At 68.0% G+C, this 18,205-nt stretch carries 18 protein-coding genes; 7 read left to right on the top strand and 11 right to left on the bottom strand.

Features of this window, described 5'->3' with window-relative positions; translation table 11 throughout:
* Positions 1–2: 2 nt before the first annotated feature.
* From E5P3_RS12355 to E5P3_RS12325, 7 genes are all read right to left on the bottom strand, one after another.
* The gene (locus tag E5P3_RS12355; RefSeq protein WP_162586244.1) at positions 3–971 is read right to left on the bottom strand and encodes a tripartite tricarboxylate transporter substrate binding protein; all 969 of its coding nucleotides are present in this window, start codon (positions 969–971) and stop codon (positions 3–5) included.
* Positions 968–1,795: an N-acyl homoserine lactonase family protein gene (locus E5P3_RS12350; protein ID WP_162586243.1), complete on the bottom strand. Its 828-nt coding sequence runs from the start codon at positions 1,793–1,795 to the stop codon at positions 968–970. The genes E5P3_RS12355 and E5P3_RS12350 overlap by 4 nt, the downstream gene beginning before the upstream one ends.
* A gap of 3 nt (positions 1,796–1,798) precedes the next feature.
* The gene (locus E5P3_RS12345) at positions 1,799–3,172 is read right to left on the bottom strand and encodes an MmgE/PrpD family protein (protein ID WP_162586242.1); all 1,374 of its coding nucleotides are present in this window, start codon (positions 3,170–3,172) and stop codon (positions 1,799–1,801) included.
* 28 nt (positions 3,173–3,200) lie between these two features.
* Positions 3,201–4,598 carry an MmgE/PrpD family protein gene (locus tag E5P3_RS12340; protein WP_162586241.1) on the bottom strand — a complete coding sequence of 466 codons (1,398 nt, stop codon included), beginning with the start codon at positions 4,596–4,598 and terminating at the stop codon, positions 3,201–3,203.
* A gap of 24 nt (positions 4,599–4,622) precedes the next feature.
* Positions 4,623–5,588, bottom strand: coding sequence for a Bug family tripartite tricarboxylate transporter substrate binding protein (locus E5P3_RS12335; protein WP_162586240.1), 966 nt, complete (start codon positions 5,586–5,588; stop codon positions 4,623–4,625).
* Positions 5,589–5,663: 75 nt separating this feature from the next.
* Positions 5,664–6,458 carry an N-acyl homoserine lactonase family protein gene (locus E5P3_RS12330; protein ID WP_162586239.1) on the bottom strand — a complete coding sequence of 265 codons (795 nt, stop codon included), beginning with the start codon at positions 6,456–6,458 and terminating at the stop codon, positions 5,664–5,666.
* Positions 6,455–8,491 (bottom strand): oxidoreductase, encoded by a 2,037-nt coding sequence (locus E5P3_RS12325; protein WP_162586238.1) that lies wholly within the window; start codon positions 8,489–8,491, stop codon positions 6,455–6,457. Before E5P3_RS12325 ends, E5P3_RS12330 begins: the two co-directional genes overlap by 4 nt.
* Before the next feature lie 86 nt (positions 8,492–8,577).
* On the opposite strand from E5P3_RS12325, the gene E5P3_RS12320 reads away from it, so the two are divergent.
* Together E5P3_RS12320 and E5P3_RS12315 are read left to right on the top strand one after the other, a co-directional pair.
* Positions 8,578–9,504: a LysR family transcriptional regulator gene (locus E5P3_RS12320; protein ID WP_162586237.1), complete on the top strand. Its 927-nt coding sequence runs from the start codon at positions 8,578–8,580 to the stop codon at positions 9,502–9,504.
* Positions 9,505–9,569: 65 nt separating this feature from the next.
* Entirely contained in the window at positions 9,570–10,028 is a 459-nt protein-coding gene (locus E5P3_RS12315) for a GAF domain-containing protein (protein ID WP_162586236.1), read from the top strand.
* A gap of 14 nt (positions 10,029–10,042) precedes the next feature.
* On the opposite strand, the gene E5P3_RS12310 is transcribed toward E5P3_RS12315, so the two are convergent.
* Positions 10,043–10,975, bottom strand: a complete 933-nt coding sequence (locus E5P3_RS12310) for a LysR substrate-binding domain-containing protein (protein ID WP_162586235.1) — start codon at positions 10,973–10,975, stop codon at positions 10,043–10,045.
* A 109-nt stretch (positions 10,976–11,084) separates the two neighbouring features.
* On the opposite strand from E5P3_RS12310, the gene E5P3_RS12305 reads away from it, so the two are divergent.
* The gene (locus E5P3_RS12305; RefSeq protein WP_162586234.1) at positions 11,085–12,173 is read left to right on the top strand and encodes a tartrate dehydrogenase; all 1,089 of its coding nucleotides are present in this window, start codon (positions 11,085–11,087) and stop codon (positions 12,171–12,173) included.
* A gap of 61 nt (positions 12,174–12,234) precedes the next feature.
* The gene (locus E5P3_RS12300) at positions 12,235–13,230 is read left to right on the top strand and encodes a Bug family tripartite tricarboxylate transporter substrate binding protein (RefSeq protein WP_162586233.1); all 996 of its coding nucleotides are present in this window, start codon (positions 12,235–12,237) and stop codon (positions 13,228–13,230) included.
* A gap of 1 nt (position 13,231) precedes the next feature.
* Here the strand turns inward: E5P3_RS12300 and E5P3_RS12295 are convergent, their stop codons facing one another.
* Genes E5P3_RS12295 through E5P3_RS12285 form a run of 3 tightly spaced genes read right to left on the bottom strand, consistent with a single transcriptional unit; the run spans position 13,232 to position 15,372 of the window.
* The gene (locus E5P3_RS12295; protein WP_162586232.1) at positions 13,232–13,687 is read right to left on the bottom strand and encodes a carboxymuconolactone decarboxylase family protein; all 456 of its coding nucleotides are present in this window, start codon (positions 13,685–13,687) and stop codon (positions 13,232–13,234) included.
* 26 nt (positions 13,688–13,713) lie between these two features.
* Complete coding sequence (locus E5P3_RS12290; RefSeq protein WP_162586231.1) at positions 13,714–14,130, bottom strand: cupin domain-containing protein; 417 nt, start codon at positions 14,128–14,130, stop codon at positions 13,714–13,716.
* A gap of 51 nt (positions 14,131–14,181) precedes the next feature.
* Positions 14,182–15,372, bottom strand: a complete 1,191-nt coding sequence (locus E5P3_RS12285; protein WP_162586230.1) for an MFS transporter — start codon at positions 15,370–15,372, stop codon at positions 14,182–14,184.
* Between the two features lie 112 nt (positions 15,373–15,484).
* Between E5P3_RS12285 and E5P3_RS12280 the strand changes: the two genes are divergently transcribed.
* The 3 genes from E5P3_RS12280 (at position 15,485) to E5P3_RS12270 (ending at position 18,203) form a co-directional block, all read left to right on the top strand.
* Complete coding sequence (locus tag E5P3_RS12280; RefSeq protein WP_162586229.1) at positions 15,485–16,456, top strand: GlxA family transcriptional regulator; 972 nt, start codon at positions 15,485–15,487, stop codon at positions 16,454–16,456.
* Positions 16,457–16,614: 158 nt separating this feature from the next.
* A complete protein-coding gene (gene paoA / locus E5P3_RS12275; protein ID WP_162586228.1) occupies positions 16,615–17,256 on the top strand; it encodes an aldehyde dehydrogenase iron-sulfur subunit PaoA in 642 nt (213 codons plus the stop codon).
* Positions 17,253–18,203: an FAD binding domain-containing protein gene (locus tag E5P3_RS12270; RefSeq protein WP_162586227.1), complete on the top strand. Its 951-nt coding sequence runs from the start codon at positions 17,253–17,255 to the stop codon at positions 18,201–18,203. The genes paoA and E5P3_RS12270 overlap by 4 nt, the downstream gene beginning before the upstream one ends.
* Positions 18,204–18,205 lie beyond the last annotated feature (2 nt).

Below are 18,205 nucleotides of genomic sequence, written 5' to 3'. Positions count from 1 at the left end.
GGCTAGTCGATCCGCAGCTTGAGATCGGCAATCACCTTCTTCCACTTGGCTACGTCGTCATTCAACTGGCGCGTGAACGCCTCGGAACTGTTGGCGACGACTTCGGCACCTTGCGGCGCGAAAGCCTCGCGGATCTCCGGCGACTGCAGCACGGCGACCACGTCGGCATGGATCTTGTCCAGGATCGGCTTGGGCGTCTTCGCCGGCGCGAAGAGGCCGTACCAGGTGTCCGCCTCGTAGCCCTTGAGCCCGGCCTCGGCCAGCGTCGGAATGTCGGCTGCGATCGACGGCCGGCTGGCGCTGGTGCTCGCCAGCGCGCGCAGCTTGCCGGCCTTGATGTGCGGCAGCACGACAGGCGCGTTGGCGATCCAGAGCTGGGTCTGGCCTCCGAGCATGTCGGCCAGTGCCGGGCCGCTGCCCTTGTACGGGACATGCGTCAGCTCGACGCCCGCCATGCGCTTGAACATCTCGGTCGCGAGGTGCGACGGCGTGCCGTTGCCGGGCGTCGCATAGTTGAGCGCGCCCGGCTTCGCCTTGGCGAGCGCGACGAGCTCGGCCACGGAGTGGGCCGGCACCGAGGGATGGACCACCAGGATGTTCGGCGTGTTCGCCACCATCGTGATGGCGGCGAAGTCCCGGGTGGAATCGAAGCCTGCGTTGGCATAGAGGCTCTGGTTGACCGCATGCGTTCCCTGCACGCCGAGGATCAGCGTGTAGCCGTCGGGCGGCGCCTCGGCCGCGGCCTTGGTGCCGACATTGCCGCCCGCGCCGCCGCGGTTGTCGACGACGACCGGCTGGCCCCACTTCTCGGCCAGCTTCTGCGCGATGGGGCGCGCGATGATGTCGGTGCCGCCGCCCGGCGGGAAGGGCACGATCAGGCGCACGGCGCGGTTCGGATAGTCCTGCGCGGCGGCCAGCAGTGCATGCGCGGCGAGTGCAACGGCGGCGAGGATCTTCAGTGTCGTCTTCATGCTTCGGTACCGGTGGATGGCAAGGGCTCGAGATCCAGCCGCACCGCGATGCCGGCCAGCGCCGGCGACAAGGCCGGGTAGCGTTGCACGACCAGCGGATCGTGCCCGGGGATCACGTGCCGCGGCGACTCGGCCAGCGCCAGCAGGCGCGCATAGCCTTCCAGCACGTCGCCCACGTGGAACACCAGCGGAAAGCAGCGCCGGGTCTCGAAGTGTTCGTAGTAGTGGCTCGCATCCGAGGCCAGTACGACCCAGCCGCGCGCCGTGTGCACCCGCACTGCCTGCAGCCCGGCCGTGTGGCCGCCGATGCGGTGGACGCTGATGCCGGGTCCGATCTCGGCGTCGCCGCGGTGGAACTCGATGCGGTCCTGGTAGGTGAGCCGCACCATGCCGGCGACGTGCTCGACCTCGTAGGCCCGGTTGAATCGCTCGCAGCACATGTAGCGGCCGGTCGCGAACGCCATCTCGTCGTCCTGCAGGTGGAAGCGCGCGTTCGGGTATTCGTCGAAAGTGCCGATGTGGTCGTTGTGCAGGTGGGTCACGACGATCTGCCGCACATCCCCGCCCGCGATCCCGAGCAGCGCCAGCGCCTCGGCCGGCGTGCGCAACAGCGTGCGGTGGCGCTTGACCGCCATGTCCGCGTTGAAGCCGGTGTCGACAAGAAACATGCGCTGTTCATCGCGCACCACCCACAGGTAGTAGTCCATCGGCATGGGCACCTCGTGCGGATCGCCGCCAACGAAGTGGTCGGGCCGGCTGCCGCCCCGCGTCGCGTACTTGAGCGCGACCACCTCGTAGTTCGGCAGGGCGAAGGCCGGGTCCATCGCTCAGCGTGCCGCGGGCTTCGACGTCAGCTGCATCAGCTGGCCGATGTCCGCAACGTCCTCGATGCCCTGCACCATCGCCGCGATCTCGGTGGCGCGGCCGGCGCCGAGCACCGGGTGCACGAGGCTGTCGAACTTGGCGCGCAATTCGTCGTCGTCCATGGCGTTCTGGATCGAGCCCTTGGGATAGTCGACCTGCGACACGTGCTGCGTGCCGTCTTCCATGGTCATCGTCATGCGGCACGAGACGCCGCGCGGCAGCGTCGCGTCGGGCTTGATCTCCACCAGGTCCGACAGGCGCAGCAGCATCGGCTCCTGCAGGCGCGCGTCGTTGTACTGCGCGAAGAGCGCCTGGCCGTCGGTCAGCGCCACCGCCACGGAGTACGGCAGGCTCACCTGCGCCTCGTGGTACGTCCGCGGGCGCTTGTTCTGGTGGTAGTGGGCCCACTCGGGATGGCGCGCCATCTCGATCGAACGCACGCGGTTCAGGTCCGGTGAATGCTTGCGGCGGATGTCCAGTGCGCAGTCGATCGCGTTGTGGATCGGCCGGGCGCACGAATAGGGCTTGAACTCGATGTCGAGCTGATACGGCCGGTCCAGGCCCGCCACCAGCTGCCCTGGATCGTTCTTGTCGGTAAACGCGGCGAGAAAGCCGCGTTCGCCTTCGAAGATGGTCGAGGCGCCGGTGAAGCCCAGCCCTGCGATCGTGGCCGCCGTGACGCCGTTGCGCGCTGTCGGCCCGGGGTTGAAGCGCTTCTGCATCGAGGGCCCGTACATCTCCATCAACCCCGACGAGGACGCACCGGCCAGCCCGAGCGCGGAGACGATCTTGTCCGCGGGCAGCTTCTGCAGCAGCGCCGCGGCCACCGTCGCGCCGAACACGCCGCAGGTCGGCGTCGTGTGGAAGCCGCGGTTGCGCAGCGAGTTGTTGGCCGCCTTGCTCAGGCGCTCCATCATCTCGCAGCCCGCCGCGAGCGCGGTCAGCAGGTCCTTGCCGCTCGCCCCCTTCTGCTCGGCCGTGGCCAGCGCGGCGGAGTAGACCGGCGGGCTGAAGTGGAACAGCGCCAGCACGTCGATGTCGTCGAGCTCGACACTGTGCGAGGAGATCGCGTTGGCGAAGGCGGCCTGCATCGCCGGCACGCGGCCGACGCCGCCGATCAGCGTGGCCTCCGCATGGCCGCCGGTGACGGCCGCGAACTCGCGTGCGACCTTGCCGCTCTCGGTCTGGCTGCCGGAGACGGCCACGCCGATGTAGTCGAGCAGCAGGCGCTTGACGGCCTTGCGGGTGTCGGCGCCGAGATCGCTCCACTGGAAGCGGCTGAAGTGCGCGCCCAGTCGATCGGCGAGCGTGGCGGAGGAGGTCGAGGTCTGGTTCATGGGGTGGACGAAGGAGGGGGGAAAAAAATCAGCGTGGCGCGGCCAGCAGCGCGATCAGCTCGCCGGTGCTGTCGAGGTGTTCCAGCCGGTCGACCAGCGCGATCACGCGCTCGATGTGGGCCGGCGACAGGCACGAGGCGACGACATTGCGGAACTTGTATTCCACGTCCGCCGGCGTCATCGGGTTCTCGGGGCTGCCGCGTCGGTTCAGGATCTCGTGGCTGAAGCTGCGGCCGTCGCGCGTCGTGACCTTGACGCGGGCCGCATGGCGATAGGCCGGGCCCATGGCCTCGATCTCGTCGTCGACATGCGCGTGCACGCGCTCGACGAAGTCGAGCAGCCGCGGCTCGGCAAGGCGCTCCTCGGCGTACTGCGCGACGAAGGCGACGCCGTCGTAGGCCATGACCGCGATGCCGTAGAACAGGTTCATCTGCGCCGCCGTCACGCCCTGGGCCTTGTACGTCCAGGCGCAGTGCTGGTAGGTCATGCGGCTGGTGCCGACGTCGACGCGCTCGATGTCGCCCGGGGTGAGCTGGTGCGTGTCGAGCAGCTGCCTGAAGGCGTCGAGCGACGAGTGGATGCTCGTCACGCAGGCATGCGGCTTGTAGCCGACCTTGCCTGCCTCCCACACCGCGCCGAGCTCGTCGGTGAGGCGCGGCGCGTTGGGCTTGTCGGAATAGGTGCTCAGGTAGCCGCCGTAGCCCGCTTCGAGCACGTCGCCGATCCCGGTGAAGCCGCGCTGTGCCAGCAGCGCCGAATACACGCCGCTCTGCGCCGCGCGGCCGGAATGGAAGCGCTTGACCATCGCGCCCTCCTGCGCCGCCATCAGCCCGCCGGCCTGCGAACCCACGATCCCGAGCGCGTGCTGCATCTGCGCCGCGTCGAGGCCAAGCATGTGCGCGGCCGCCGCAGCGGCGACGAACACGCCCGAGGTGCCCTGCGGATGAAAGCCGCGGAAGAAGAGCCCCATCGTCGCCGCGTTGCCGACCCGTGTGCCGATCTCGTAGCCGGTGGCCATCGCGGCGAGCAGCGCGCGACCCGGCACGCCGCCCTTCTGTTCGGCGAAGGCGAGCACCACCGGCACCGCGATGGAGCCTGCGTGCACGATCGATTCCTTGTGAATGTCGTCGAGCTCGAAGGCGTGGCCCGCCGTGGCGTTGACGAGCACGGCGCCTGCGATCGACGTCCTGCGGCCGCTGCCGAAGATCGAGGCGACGGGGCGCGCGCCCTCCTCCTCGACCATCGCCTGCACGCGCTGCGTCCATGGCAACGTGGCGCCGAACAGGCAGCAGCCGATGCTGTCGAGCAGGCTGGTCTTCATGCGCGCGACCACCTGTTTCGGCAGGTCGTCGAAGGCGACGCCTGACGCGAACTCGGCCAGCGTGCGGGTGGCCCCTTCCAGCAGGGCGGGCGTGTTGCTGCTCATCGGATGTTCCTCATGCCGCTCGCCTCACTCGATGATGGTGCCGGAGGCCTTGATCAGCGCGGCCCACTTCTTGTACTCGGACTGCAGGAAGGCGTTGGCCTCCTCCGAATTGCCGTTGATCACGCTGACACCGGCGGCCTTGAGCTTCTCCTGCAGGTCCGGCATCTTGAGCACGCGGTCGAGCTGCGCCTGCAGGGTCTGGACCACGTTGCGCGGCATGCCGGCCGGCCCGAGCACCATGTACCACGTGGTCGACGCATAGCCTTTCACGCCAGCCTCCTCGATGGTCGGCATGTCGGGCGCGATGGGCGAGCGCTTGGCGCCCGTCTGGCCGAGCGCGCGCAGCCGCCCGTCGCGCACGTAGGGCATGCTTTCGGAAATCGGCAGCATGGTCACGTCGACCTGGCCGGCGATCACGTCGAGCATCGCGGGGCCGCCGCCGCGGTAGGGAACGTGCAGGTACTGCATGCCCGTCATCGAGCGCAGCACGTCCATCGCCAAGTGCGAGGAACTGCCGTTGCCCGAACTGGCGAAGCGAATGGCGTCCGGCTTGCGCTTGCCGGCCTCGACCAGGTCGTTGACCGATTTGATCGGCAGCGCCGGATTGGCCAGCAGCACCAGCGGCGCCTCGCCGATGAGCGCGATCGGGGTGAAGTCCTCCAGCTTGTAGTTGGCCTTCTTGTAGAGGCTGGGGTTGATGGCGATGCCCGGCGTGCTGAACAGCAGCGTGTAGCCGTCCGGCTTGGCGGCCGCCGTGGCCGCAAAGGCGATGTTGCCGCCGGCGCCGGTGCGGTTCTCGACCACGAAGGAGCCGCCCGTCGTCTCGCTGAGCTTCTGCATGACGTGGCGGCCCACGATGTCGGCGCTGCCGCCGGCGGGAAAGGCCACGATCACCTGCACGGGGCGCGCGGGGTAGTCCTGCGCCGCGGCAGGCGCCACCGCCCCGAGGCAGAACGCAGCGGCCAGCCACAGTTTCGAAATCGCTCTCATGTCTTGTCTCCTTCTTTGGTCGTGATCGGCGACTCGCGCCCGCAAGCCGTGAATGAATCGGCGCGCCTCGGCATCTCAGTCCGCGGGGTCGGCATCGAGCCGCACCGCAATGCCCTCCAGCGCCGCGGACGGCGCCGGGTAGCGCTGCATGACGAGCGGGTCGTGGCCGGGGACGATGTGCCGGGGGGAGTCGGCAAGCTGCTCCAGCGTGGCGTAGCCATCGACCGCCTCGCCCACGTTGAACATGGTGGTGAACACGCGGCGCTTCTCGAAGTGCTCGTAGTAGTGGCTCGCATCGGAAGCCAGCACGACCCAGCCGCGGCGCGTGTGGACGCGCACGCACTGCAGGCCGTGCGTGTGGCCGCCGATGCGGTGCAGGCTGATGCCCGGCGCCAGCTCGGCGCTGCCGCTGTAGAAGGCAACGCGGTCCTTGTAGACCAGGCGCACCATGCCGATCACTTCGTCGACCTCGTAGCCGTGGTTGAACTGGCGGTGCCGCATGTGACGGCCGGTCGCGTACGCCATCTCGTCGTCCTGCAGGTGGAAGCGCGCGGCCGGAAAGCTCTCGAAGGTGCCGACGTGGTCGTAGTGCAGGTGGGTGATGACGACGTCCTGCACCAGGCGGGCGTCGACGTCGAGCAGGGCCAGGCCTTCGGCAGGGGTGCGCAGCAGCGTGCGGCCGCGGCGCGCCGCGATCTCGGCGCCGAAGCCGGTGTCGACCACGTAGCTGCGCCCGGCGCCGCGCACCAGCCACACGAAATAATCCATGGGCATCGGCGCATCGTGCGGATCGCCGCCGATAAAGTTGTTCTTCCGCCGGGCGTCCCGCGTGGCGTAGCGGATGGCGAAGACCTCGTATTCGGGCGTCATGCGGTGGCTCCGGCAAGGCGAGCTTCGTCGGCGTCGAAGGACGTGGCGCTCGCGCGGCGCGCGGGCTGCGCCTCGATGGCCAGGCCCACCATCCACGCATCGCGCAGCCCGCTCAGGAAGTCGCCGGGCACGTTGCAGTCGCCGATGCGCGCATAGGGGATGCCGCTCGCGTCGAGGGCATCGAGCACATCGAGGCTCGGCCGCGGCCCGGTGGCGAAGACGAGGGCATCGCCGACGGGCAGCAGCGAAGGCTCGTCCTTTCCGATGCGCACCTCGAGGTGGCGCCCGGCGACGCCGTCGATGCGGCAGTTCGTGATCACGCGAATGCCTGCCGCGGCCAGCCGTTCCAGCAGCTCGAACCGGTTGTTGCGGGCCATGCCGTTGGCCGCGCCGGCCTGCAGTTCCAGCACCTGCACCGTGCAGGATCTTTCGCGCAGCAGGTCGGCCAGCTCGACGCCGACCATTCCACCGCCCACGATCGTGAGCGCCGCACCGCGCGCCACGCGCGAGGGGTCGCGCAGCAGGTCCCAGGCGTGCAGCACCGGGATGGCGGGGTCGAGCTCTCGCGTGTCGAGCGGCGCCGGACGCGGCGCCGCGCCGGTCGCGACCACCACGAAATCGGGTGCAAAGGCGCGCAGCCGCGCCTCGTCCGCGTCCACGCCGGTGCGCACCGGCACGCGCATCGCCATCAGCTCGCTCCAGCGGTAGTCCCACACCGGCTGCACTTCCATCTTGTCGGGCGCTGCAACCGCCAGGTGCATCTGGCCGCCTGTGCTTGCGCTCTTCTCCCACACCTCGACCTGGTGCCCGCGGCCGCTCGCCACGCGGGCAGCCTCGATACCCGCGACGCCGGCGCCGAGCACGAGCACGCGCTTGCGCCCTTCCCGCGGCGCATCGAAGAGTTGCGGCTCGGCGTGTTCGAGGGTCTCGAACTCGGTGCCCAGCATCGGGTTCTGCACGCAGGCCACGTCCTTCTCGAGGGTGAGGCGCTCGAAGCACACGTTGCAGGCAATGCACTGCCGAATGGGCGCCTTCACCTCGCCGAACGCCTTGAGGCACCAGTGGGGGTCGGCGTAGAGCGCGCGCCCCAGCGAGACGAAGTCGGCACTGCCCGAAGCCAGCACCTGCTCGGCATCGGCCGGCTCGACGATGCGGCCCGCGACGAGCACCGGAATGCCGACCGCGTCCTTGATGGGTTTTGCATGGGGCGCGAGGCACCCGCGGGGGAAGGACGGCGGCTGGATGCAGTACTTCGAAAGCTGCGGGCTCTCGTTGCTGCCGCCCGAGAGGTCGATCGCGGCGACGCCGGCACGCTCCACCGCCCGTGCGAGCTCGATGATCTCCTCGGTCGTGTAGCCGTCCGCGGTGAACTCGCTCGCGCTCAGCCGCACCACCAGGCACAGCTCGGGCAGCGCCTGGCGCACCCGGTCGATGGTCTCGAGCAGGAGGCGCATTCGATTCTCGATCGAGCCGCCATATTGGTCGGTGCGCTGGTTGATGCGCCGCGTGAAGAACTGCTGGAACAGGTAGCCGTTGGCGGCATGGATCTCGACACCGTCGTAGCCCGCGAGCGCGAGCCGGCGCGCAGCGGCGACGAAGAGCTTCTGGATCTCGTGGATTTCCGGCACTGCCAGCGCGCGCACCGCATCGCCGGTGTTCGGGTTGGTCCAGGCCGAGGGACCGACCGGCTCCATGTTGAGCACCGAACGCCGCAGCAGCCCGCCGCGGTGGTTCAGCTGGCCGAAGACATGGCAGTCGTGTTCCTTGATCGCCTCGACGATGCTCGCGAGCCCCGGGATGAAGCGGTCGTGGTAGCAGCACAGCGAGTTGTGATGCGGCCGGGCCTGCTCGGTCACGACCATCGCCTCCGTCATGATCATCGCGACGCCGCCACGTGCGCGCTCGGCGTAGTAGGCCTTGTCGCGCGCGGTGGAGAGGCCGTCGGTGGTGCTGTAGTTGGTGCCCATGGGCGCCATCACCACGCGGTTTTTCAGGCGGAGCGGACCGATGGACGCAGCGGTTTGCAGGAGCATCGCCCAATCGTAATTAGGATGCTCTTGCACATAAATCCCCTAGAATTACAAACACTGTTGAATTTGGTTCATCAATAGCGGGTACCTTGGAAAACCTCAACGCACTTCAAGTCTTCGCCCGCGTGGCCGAGAGCCGCAGCTTCACGCTCGCTGCCGAGCGGCTGGGGCTGACACCGTCGGCCGTGAGCAAGTCGGTGTCCAAGCTGGAAGGCGAACTCGGCGTGCGGCTGCTCCACCGCTCGACGCGGCTGGTCAGCCTGACCAACGATGGCGCGAGCTTCTTCGATCGTTGCCGCCACATCCTGGCGGAAATCGAGGACGCGAAAAGCGCCCTCACGCTCAGCAACAGCATTCCGCGAGGCAAGCTGCGCGTGCAGATGCCGGTGGGTTTCGGCCGCCGCGTCGTCGCGCCCGCCCTCCTGCGCTTCACCGAGCAGAACCCGGGCCTCAGCGTGGACGTGGAGTTGAGCGATCGGGCGGCGGACCTGGCATACGAGGGCTTCGACCTGGCGATCCAGATCGGACCGATCCCCGATGCGCGGCTGGTGGCGCGCCACTTGTGCAACCTGAGCTTCGCGGCCTATGCCTCGCCGGACTACCTGGCGCTTCACGGCGAGCCTGCGACTCCCGACGACCTCGACCGGCACCATTGCCTGGCCTACATGTTTCCGATGACCGGCAACTACCGCGCCTGGCAATTCAGCAAGGACGGCCGGACCTTCGCCAAGGTCGTGAGCGGGGGGCTGAACATGAACAACGCGGAATCCCTGCTCGAAGCCGCGGTCGCGGGCGCCGGCATCACGATGATCAGCAACTTCATCGCGGCCGATGCGTTGCGGCGCGGGCAGCTCAAGCGGATCCTCACGGACTACGTGGCGAAGGGGCCGGACGTCCACGCCGTCTACCTGCCCGGACGCCACTTGTCGGCCAAGGTCCGCACCTTCATCGACTTCCTGCTCGAACTCGTCGATCGCTTCAAGCAGATGGAGGCATCCATGCAGGCCAGGCGGTGAGCGCAACAGCGGCGAGTTCGGGTATCCATCATGTTCCCCTCATCCTTCGGGGCGAAAATCGAGACATGGCATTGCCTCGCAATCTGGAAGCGTTCTCGGCGGTCCTGCACGCCGAAGGCCCGGAGGCGGCGCTTGCGTACCTGAACGAAGGCGTCCCGCACCGGTACAGCGCCGTCTACCGCTTCGCCGGCCCCATGCTGCGCAATGTGCTGCTGCACGACAAGGCGGGCGAGCTGCGGCCCGAGTTCCTTGTGGCCGTGCCTTTCGACCAGAGCTTCTGCCAGTTCGTTCTTCGGGACGGCTCGTTCCGCACCGACGACTCGGCAGCCGACCCGAGGCTCCGGGATCACCCGTATCGGGGTGTGGTCGTGTCGTATCACAGTGTTCCGCTGACGACCTCCAGCGGCGATCTGTGGGGCACGCTGAGCCATTTCGACATGACCCCTCTGCCGCTCTCCGATACCGAGTTCGAGCTTCTGCAGGCCGCGGCCACGCTGCTGCCTGGCTTTGTTGCGGAAGGTTGAGCGGCCGGAAGCTGCTACTGGGTGCCCGTGCCAGGCCCGAGCCGCGCGAATGCCTCCGTCAGGCAGTCGACGAACAGCCGCACGCGCGACGACAGCTGATGATGCTGCGCGTAGACGGCGTAGATGTCGGCACTGGGCGTCCGGTACTGCGGCAGAACCTGTACCAGGCGCCCGCTTGCCAGGTAGCGCGCGATGTCCCACTCGGCGCGCATGACGATGCCGTGCCCATCGAGTGCCCAGCGCACCGCGATCTCGCCGTCGTTGGTGGTCAGCGCGCCACGGACCTTGATGGTCTCGGTGTGCTCCCGGCGCCCCTTCCCGCTCGCCAGGCGCCAGACCCCGTAGGCATCGTTGCCCTGGCGAATGCCGATGCAGTCATGCCGTGCCAGATCGGCGGGCACCGCGGGCGTCCCCCGCTGCGCCAGGTACTTGGGCGAGGCGCATAGCAGCCGTCGGTTGGGCGCCAGCCGCTTGGCGATCACCCGTGCGTCCGGCGGCTCCCCGAATCGGACACAGACGTCGAAGGCATCCTCGATGAGCGGCGGCGGGTCGGCGGACAACTGCAGCTGGACTTCCACATCGGGCCAAAGGCGGCAGTAGCGCGAGATGACCGGGGCCACGTGCATGCGGCCGAAGCCAAGCGTCGCATTCACGCGCAGCAGGCCCTTGGGTGACGCCCTCCCCTTGGCCAGGAGCTGGTCCAGGTCATCGAGTTCGCCGAGGATCCGGCGCGCATGCTCCAGGAACACCTCGCCCTCCGGCGTCAGGCTCAGTCGCCGCGTGGTGCGGTTGACCAGCGGCATGCGTAGCCGCTGCTCCATCTGCGACAGGCGCTTGCTGACGGCCGGCGTGGAAACGCCCAGGTTGCGCGCGGCGGCGCTCAGGCTCCCGCCCGCCGCGATCTGCACGAAGAAACCCAGCTCGGAGGGTTGGATGCCCTGGTTCATGGTCTGTGGATTGTTAACTTCAGGTTAAAGGCGGATTGAATCTACCGCCGCGATGCACTCGGATGCAACCCTCAGAATCGGCCTCGAACAGACAAAGGACCAGGCACAAATGAAGACGTACCGGATTGCAACCATTCCAGGCGACGGCATCGGCAAGGAAGTCGTGCCGGCCGGGCGGGAAGTGCTGGACGCCGTCGCTTCGGCGGGCAGCTTCAAGTTCGAATTCGAGAACTTCGAGTGGGGCGGCGACTACTTCCGCAAGCACGGGGTGATGATGCCGGACGACGGCCTCGATGCCTTGCGCGGCAAGGACGCCATCCTGTTCGGCTCGGCGGGCGATCCGCACATTCCCGACCACATCACCCTCTGGGGGCTGCGCCTGAAGATCTGCCAGGGCTTCGACCAGTACGCCAACGTGCGCCCGACGCGCATCCTGCCGGGCATCGACGGGCCGCTCAAGCGCTGCGGGCCGGACGACCTCGACTGGGTGATCGTTCGCGAGAACTCGGAGGGCGAGTATGCGGGCGTCGGCGGCCGCGTTCACCAAGGCCATCCGATCGAGGCTGCCACGGATGTCTCGATCATGACCCGGGCAGGCGTCGAGCGCATCATGCGCTTCGCCTTCAAGCTGGCGCAGTCGCGCCCCCGCAAGCTGCTGACTGTCATCACCAAGAGCAACGCCCAGCGGCACGCCATGGTGATGTGGGACGAGATCGCGCTGCAGGTTTCCAAGGAGTTTCCGGACGTCACCTGGGACAAGGAACTGGTCGATGCATCGACGGCGCGCATGATCAACCGGCCCGCCACGCTCGACACGATCGTCGCCACCAACCTCCATGCCGACATACTGAGCGACCTTGCCGCCGCCCTCGCAGGAAGCCTGGGCATCGCGCCGACGGGCAACATCGACCCCGAGCGCCGCTACCCGTCCATGTTCGAGCCGATCCACGGTTCGGCATTCGACATCATGGGCCAGGGACTGGCGAACCCCGTCGGCACCTTCTGGTCGGTCGCGATGCTGTTGGAGCACCTGGGCGAAGCCGATGCCGCCCAACGCGTCATGAACGCCATCGAAGCCGTCACCGCCGACCCATCGCTCCATACCCGCGACCTGGGCGGCACGGCGACCACGTCGCAGGTCACGCAGGCCGTGTGCGAGCGACTCGCGTCCGCCGGTCGGCAGCGCCAGGCCGCATGAAGCGCTGCGCTCACCGCAAGTCCGAATGAACGGCGCAGACCGTCAACCTGGAGACAAAGAGATGAACCAAAGATTCCCGCTCAATCGCCGAGTCCTCACGGGCGCCGCCATGGCCGCGCTTGGGCTTTCCCTGGTCCCATGGGCCGGCGCCCAGGAGGCATGGCCGGCCAAGCCGATCAGCCTGATCGTGCCCTTTCCTGCGGGCGGCACGACCGATGTGCTGGCCCGGGCACTCGCCGACGCACTGTCCAAGAGCCTGGGCCAGCCTGTGGTGGTCGAAAGCAAGCCGGGCGCGGGCGCCACGCTGGGCGCGGACTACGTCGCCAAGGCCAAGCCCGATGGCTATACGCTGCTCATGGGTGCGGTGCACCACACGATCGCGACCAGTGTCTACAAGAAGCTCCCCTATGACTTCCAGAAGGACCTCACGCCGATCACCACGGTGGCGATGGTCCCCAATGTCCTGGTCGTCAACGCCGCGCTCACGCCTGCCAGGACCGTGGCCGAGCTGGTCGCATTCGCCAAGACATCACCCACGCCCCTGGCGTACGGCTCGAACGGCAATGGCACCGCGCAGCACCTGATCGGCACTCAGTTCCAGGCCAGCACCGGCACTACCCTGCTGCACGTGCCCTACAAGGGCAGCGGCCCGCTCACCACCGACCTTCTCGGCGGCCAGGTGGCCATGTCCTTCGACACCATCACGCCGGTGCTGCAGCACATCAAGAGCGGCAAGCTGCGCGCGCTTGCGGTGACCACGGCAAAACGGTCCGCCGTGCTGCCCGAGGTACCGACCCTCGAACAGGCCGGCCTGAAGGGATTCGACATCGGGACCTGGTTCGGCGTGCTCGCGCCGGCGAACACCCCGAAGGACATCGTTGCGAAGCTGAACCGCGAGATGGTGAAGATCATCAAGTCGCCCGACTTCGGCGAGCGCATGCAGGCCATCGGCGCGGACCCGATCGGCGACAGCTCCGCCGACATGGCCGCCCGGATCCGCGAGGAGACGGCGAAGTTCGCGCAGCTCGTGAAGGACGGCAAGGTCGTCGTCGAGTAGGTCACTCCTCGAGCACTGCCGCGGGCGTGTTTCGAAAGCTGATCGCCATGCGGTTGTAGGCATTCATCACGCTGATCGCGATCGTGAGATCCACGAGTTCCCGTTCGCTGAACGTCGCACGCGCCGCCCCGTAGGCCTCGTCGGGAACGCCGGTCTCTGCCACGCGCGTCACCGTTTCGGCCCAGGCCAGGGCGGCACGCTCGCGTTCGTCGAAGAGACTTCCGCCTTCGGCCCAGGCCTGCACCAGCGCCAGCTTCTCGATCTTCAGCCCCTTCTTCAGCAGTTCGCGCGTGTGCATGTCGAGGCAGTAGGCGCAGTTGTTGATCTGCGAGACGCGCAGATAGACCAGGTCGACCAGGCCAGGCGGAAGGCCGCTCTGCGTCACGTACCCGTAGACGCCGCCGAGGGCCTTGGCGCCTGCCGGCGCGACCTGGTTGTAATCGAGGCGCTTGCTCATTCCGGATTTTCCTTTGCTTCAGTGAGTTACTTGTCGGGCGTGGTCAGCGCCCGGTCATTCGAGTCGACGACGAAGACGGCCAGCAGCTTCGCCGGCTCCGTCGTGCTTGCATTCCTGCTGACAGGATGCCGCGAGCCCGGCGGCTCGTAGAAGCTCTCGCCTGCGCGGACGATCCGCCTGGCTTCGTCGTTGACCTGCGTTTCGATCGCGCCCGACACGACATAGCCGAAGATGAAGGCTGACTTCGCGTGCGAGTGCGGCGCGGATGCGCTGCCGGGTGGATAGTCGACCACCACGGCGATCAGCGACTTGCCGGGAATGTCGGGCAGTGCGTGCTCGAAATGAGGGGTGACCACTTCACGGCCGGTGTGTGCGGCCACCGTCATTGCGAATGCGGGGATGAGTGCGGCGCACGCAGCGCCGACGATGAGTCTGAGTTTCATGATTTCCTTTGCTGGTGTCTTGCGGCACGGCCGTCGCGGCCTTGCGATCGGTCATGCCGCACCAGGCGTCGTGCCGGCGACCGCATAGTTCAGTACGCGCTCACGCCGGATGTGGCGATGCGCAGCCTCGGCGAGCACGAAAGCGACCGCGATCAGCCCGGCTCCGACGAGGCTGAGGTACTGCGGGTCCATGTACAGGAGCACGACGCCTCCAATGACGCCCGAGCAGGCAAGTCCGCCATAGGTGGCCGTGTTGTTCAGGGCAAGCAGCAGCGGTGCGACCTCGGGCGCGATCTTCACGAGCCGGTGCTGCTGGGGCACGAGGAGGCCCCATCCGCACACGCCCCAGATCGCCAGCGCGATGAGAGCGCTCACCGGATGGGCGGCAGTCCATGGCAAGGCGCAGAAGTTGACGATGGCAACGCCGAGGCCGGCGTTGATGATCCTGCGGCTGTCGAAACGATCGACCAGCCGACCCGCCAGCACGTTGCCGATCGTCGCGGCGACACCCCAGAAGAGAAGCATGCCGGCGAGGACGCGCTCATCGCCGCCGGTCACGCGACCCAGCACCAGCCCGGCGTAGGTATAGACCATCAGGAACCCGCCGAAGGCGAACAGCGACGTCAGCAGGGTCAGCGCGATGCGGATGTCGCGCACGGGCGCCAGCCTCTCCCGCAAGGGGATGCGTGCGGGCTGCGGGACCGAGCGAAGCATCGTCCAGACGCCGATCATCGAGACGAGCCCGAGGGCCGCGACGAACCACAGCGTGGCCCTCCAGCTTCCGAACCCGCCGATGAAGGTGCCGATCGGTGCGCCCAGTGCCGTGGCACCGGCGAGGCCGGCGGTCACGGTGGCGAGTGCGCGCCCCCGCCTCGCCGGCTCCGCCAGCGCGGCGGCCACCCCGAGTGCCGTGGGCGCGAACATGGCAGCGCCCAGGCCAGCAATTGCGCGGCTCACCAGCACGGTGTTCAGGTCCGTCGCAAGGGCGCTGATGACATTGCCTGCAACAAAGACCGCCAGTGCCGAGACCAGGAGAACCTCGCGCGGCCATCCCCCGGCCAGGGCGGCCATCACGGGCGCCATGACGGCGTATGAAAGCGCGTAGACGGTCACCATCTGGCCGGCCAGGCTGACCGAGGTGTGCAGTGACTGGGCAACGCCCGGAAGGATTCCGGCGACGACGAAATTGTCCGTTCCCATGGCGAACATGCCGAGCGCAAGCATGACGAGTCGACGGTCCATATCAAACAACTTTCGATGGCTTCGATGGAGTAGAGCCGCCAGAATATGCGCCATTGCCGATGTCTCAAATGTCATAAATACTGCTGATTCGAGACATGGCGCGGAGTGACACATGCACAGGATCGGTTTCGTCGTATTCCCCAACTTCTACCTGCTGGGCTTCGCTGCGGTCACTGCCTTCGAGACTGCCAACCTCGTGGTCGACGAGCCGGCGTATGAGGTGACCCTGGTCTCGGAAAAGGGTGGCCTCGTTGCCGCCTCCGCCGGGTTCCGTGTCGAGACCCAGCCTTTCGGCGACGCCGTCTTCGACACGGTCATGTTCGGCTCCGGTGTCGAGACCGACCTCAGTTCGCCCGGATTGGTCGCCTTCGTCAAGCGCGCGCTCACGACATCGAGGCGGATCGCGGCTCCCTGCACCGGCGCCTTCCTCCTCGCCGAAGCAGGCGTCCTCGATGGCCGCCGGGCGACGACCCACTGGCGGTTCGCTCGCGATCTGCAGCGCCGGTTCCCGAAGATCGCCGTCGAGGAAGACCAGATATTCGTCGTCGACGGACCGATCTGGACCTCTGCAGGCATGGCGGCCACCATCGACCTGGCGCTCGCCATGATCGAGAAGGATTTCGGCAAGGACGTGTCCCGCACGGTCGCGCGCAAGCTCGTCGTCTACCACCGTCGCACGGGCGGACAGTCGCAGTTCTCCGCGTTGCTCGACCTCGACCCGAAGTCCGACAGGATCCAGAAGGCCATCGACTACGCGAACGCCCATTTGCGCGAAGCGTTGTCCGTCGAAGAGCTTGCCGACGTCGCAGGGCTCAGCCCGCGGCAGTTCAGCAGGGCCTTCAGCACCGAGACGGGCCGCTCACCCGCCAAGGCCGTCGAGCTCTTGCGTGTCGAAGCCGCGAGACTGAGGCTCGAGCAAGGGCGCCTGTCCATGGATGTGATCGCCGACGAGGTCGGCTTCGGCGATCGCGAACGCATGCGACGCGCGTTCCTGCGCAGCCTCGGGCAGCCGCCGCAATCGGTCCGACGGTTCGGCAGGGAGGCCCGTGCAGAGCTGCCATCTGCATCTGCCAGGTCTTCATGACGACGCATGTCGCCGCGACTACTCACGCGTGAGCCGGCGGCCTACATGGCCCCGTGGCGCGACGCCGTCATCCTCGCCTGCCTGATCGCCGGAGGCGGCGACGAGCCTTAGCGGCCGCAGCTAGTTTCGCGCCGCGCCATCCATGAGGATCGACCAACATGGACAGTCCGAGCGACCTGACCATCTCCCGGCGTGACCTGTTGATCGTGGGCGCTGCCACGGCCGCCACGACCACCGTCTCCCCAGATGCCACCGCAGCACCGGCTGCGGCTGCCGGCGGCACTGTGCCGGCAACCAAGGTGTCCCTCGAGGTGAACGGCACGCGCCGCACGCTCGATCTCGACACGCGGACCACGCTGCTCGACGCCTTGCGCGAGCACCTGCACCTCACCGGCACCAAGAAGGGCTGCGACCACGGGCAGTGCGGCGCATGCACCGTCCTGGTGGACGGCGTGCGAATCAATTCGTGCCTGACGCTCGTCGTGATGCATGAAGGCAGCAAGGTCACCACCATCGAGGGCCTCGGCACGCCCGGGAGCCTGCATCCGATGCAGGCCGCCTTCGTGAAGCACGACGGCTACCAGTGCGGGTACTGCACGCCGGGCCAGATCTGCTCGGCGGTCGGCGTGCTCGACGAGATTCGCCAGGGCATTCCCAGCCACGTCAGCGCGGACCTCGCGGCGCGGCCGCTGCTCTCTGCCGAGGAACTTCGGGAGCGCATGAGCGGCAACATCTGCCGCTGCGGCGCCTATTCCAACATCATCGATGCGATGTCCGAAGTGGCCGGAGTCAGGACATGAAGCCCTTCACCTACGAGCGCGCGAAGTCGCCGGCGCAAGCCGCCGCGGCCGTGGCCCGCGACCCGGCCGCGAAGTTCATTGCCGGCGGCACCAACCTGCTCGACCTGATGAAGCTGCAGATCGAGGTGCCGACGCACCTGGTGGATGTGAACGGCCTCGCGCTGGACAGGATCGAGCCGACGGCTGATGGCGGGCTTCGCATCGGGGCGCTGGTGCGCAACACCACGCTGGCCGCGGACGAGCGCGTGCGGCGCGACTACGGCGTGCTCTCGCGGGCGCTGCTGGCCGGGGCCTCGGGCCAATTGCGCAACAAGGCGACCACGGCCGGCAACCTCCTGCAGCGCACGCGCTGCCCCTACTTCTACGACACCGACCAGCCGTGCAACAAGCGCCAGCCGGGCAGCGGCTGCAGCGCATTGGGTGGGGTGAGCCGTCAACTCGCGGTGGTCGGAAGCAGCCAGGCCTGCATCGCCACCCACCCCAGTGACATGGCGGTTGCGATGCGCGTGCTCGACGCGACGGTGGAGACCGTGCGGCCCGACGGCCGGGCACGTGTCATCCCGATCGCCGATTTCCACCGGCTGCCGGGCGATACCCCGCACATCGAGACGGCACTGGAGCGCGGCGAGCTGATCACCGCGGTCACGCTGCCCCGGCCGGCAGGCGGCGCCCAGCTGTACCGCAAGGTGCGCGATCGCGCCTCGTACGCCTTCGCGCTCGTCTCCGTGGCTGCGATCGTGCAGCGCAACGGCGCGGGCCGGGTCGCCCTCGGCGGCGTGGCGCACAAGCCGTGGCGCGACGAGGCCGCCGACGCTGCGCTGCCGCAAGGGGCCGAGGCGGTTGCCGGCCGGCTGCTGGCGGGTGCCCAGCCGACGCACGACAACGCCTTCAAGCTGCCGCTGGCGGAACGAACGATCGCCGCAGTCCTGGCACAAGCGAGGGCCTGAGC

Source organism: Variovorax sp. RA8 (assembly GCF_901827175.1).
Classification (GTDB): Bacteria; Pseudomonadota; Gammaproteobacteria; order Burkholderiales; family Burkholderiaceae_C; genus Variovorax.
This window is presented reverse-complemented; position numbering and strand designations above follow the sequence as displayed.

Bases quoted from the DNA above. Each gene is read 5' to 3' on its own strand.
- E5P3_RS12300 (WP_162586233.1), top strand. From the start codon at position 12,235: ATGAACCAAAGATTCCCGCTCAATCGCCGAGTCCTCACGGGCGCCGCC.
- E5P3_RS12295 (WP_162586232.1), bottom strand. From the start codon at position 13,687: ATGAGCAAGCGCCTCGATTACAACCAGGTCGCGCCGGCAGGCGCCAAG.
- E5P3_RS12270 (WP_162586227.1), top strand. From the start codon at position 17,253: ATGAAGCCCTTCACCTACGAGCGCGCGAAGTCGCCGGCGCAAGCCGCC.
- E5P3_RS12340 (WP_162586241.1), bottom strand. From the start codon at position 4,598: ATGAGCAGCAACACGCCCGCCCTGCTGGAAGGGGCCACCCGCACGCTG.
- E5P3_RS12325 (WP_162586238.1), bottom strand. From the start codon at position 8,491: ATGCTCCTGCAAACCGCTGCGTCCATCGGTCCGCTCCGCCTGAAAAAC.
- E5P3_RS12355 (WP_162586244.1), bottom strand. From the start codon at position 971: ATGAAGACGACACTGAAGATCCTCGCCGCCGTTGCACTCGCCGCGCAT.
- E5P3_RS12310 (WP_162586235.1), bottom strand. From the start codon at position 10,975: ATGAACCAGGGCATCCAACCCTCCGAGCTGGGTTTCTTCGTGCAGATC.
- E5P3_RS12315 (WP_162586236.1), top strand. From the start codon at position 9,570: ATGGCATTGCCTCGCAATCTGGAAGCGTTCTCGGCGGTCCTGCACGCC.
- E5P3_RS12280 (WP_162586229.1), top strand. From the start codon at position 15,485: ATGCACAGGATCGGTTTCGTCGTATTCCCCAACTTCTACCTGCTGGGC.
- E5P3_RS12345 (WP_162586242.1), bottom strand. From the start codon at position 3,172: ATGAACCAGACCTCGACCTCCTCCGCCACGCTCGCCGATCGACTGGGC.
- E5P3_RS12285 (WP_162586230.1), bottom strand. From the start codon at position 15,372: ATGGACCGTCGACTCGTCATGCTTGCGCTCGGCATGTTCGCCATGGGA.
- paoA (WP_162586228.1), top strand. From the start codon at position 16,615: ATGGACAGTCCGAGCGACCTGACCATCTCCCGGCGTGACCTGTTGATC.
- E5P3_RS12335 (WP_162586240.1), bottom strand. From the start codon at position 5,588: ATGAGAGCGATTTCGAAACTGTGGCTGGCCGCTGCGTTCTGCCTCGGG.
- E5P3_RS12290 (WP_162586231.1), bottom strand. From the start codon at position 14,130: ATGAAACTCAGACTCATCGTCGGCGCTGCGTGCGCCGCACTCATCCCC.
- E5P3_RS12350 (WP_162586243.1), bottom strand. From the start codon at position 1,795: ATGGACCCGGCCTTCGCCCTGCCGAACTACGAGGTGGTCGCGCTCAAG.
- E5P3_RS12305 (WP_162586234.1), top strand. From the start codon at position 11,085: ATGAAGACGTACCGGATTGCAACCATTCCAGGCGACGGCATCGGCAAG.
- E5P3_RS12330 (WP_162586239.1), bottom strand. From the start codon at position 6,458: ATGACGCCCGAATACGAGGTCTTCGCCATCCGCTACGCCACGCGGGAC.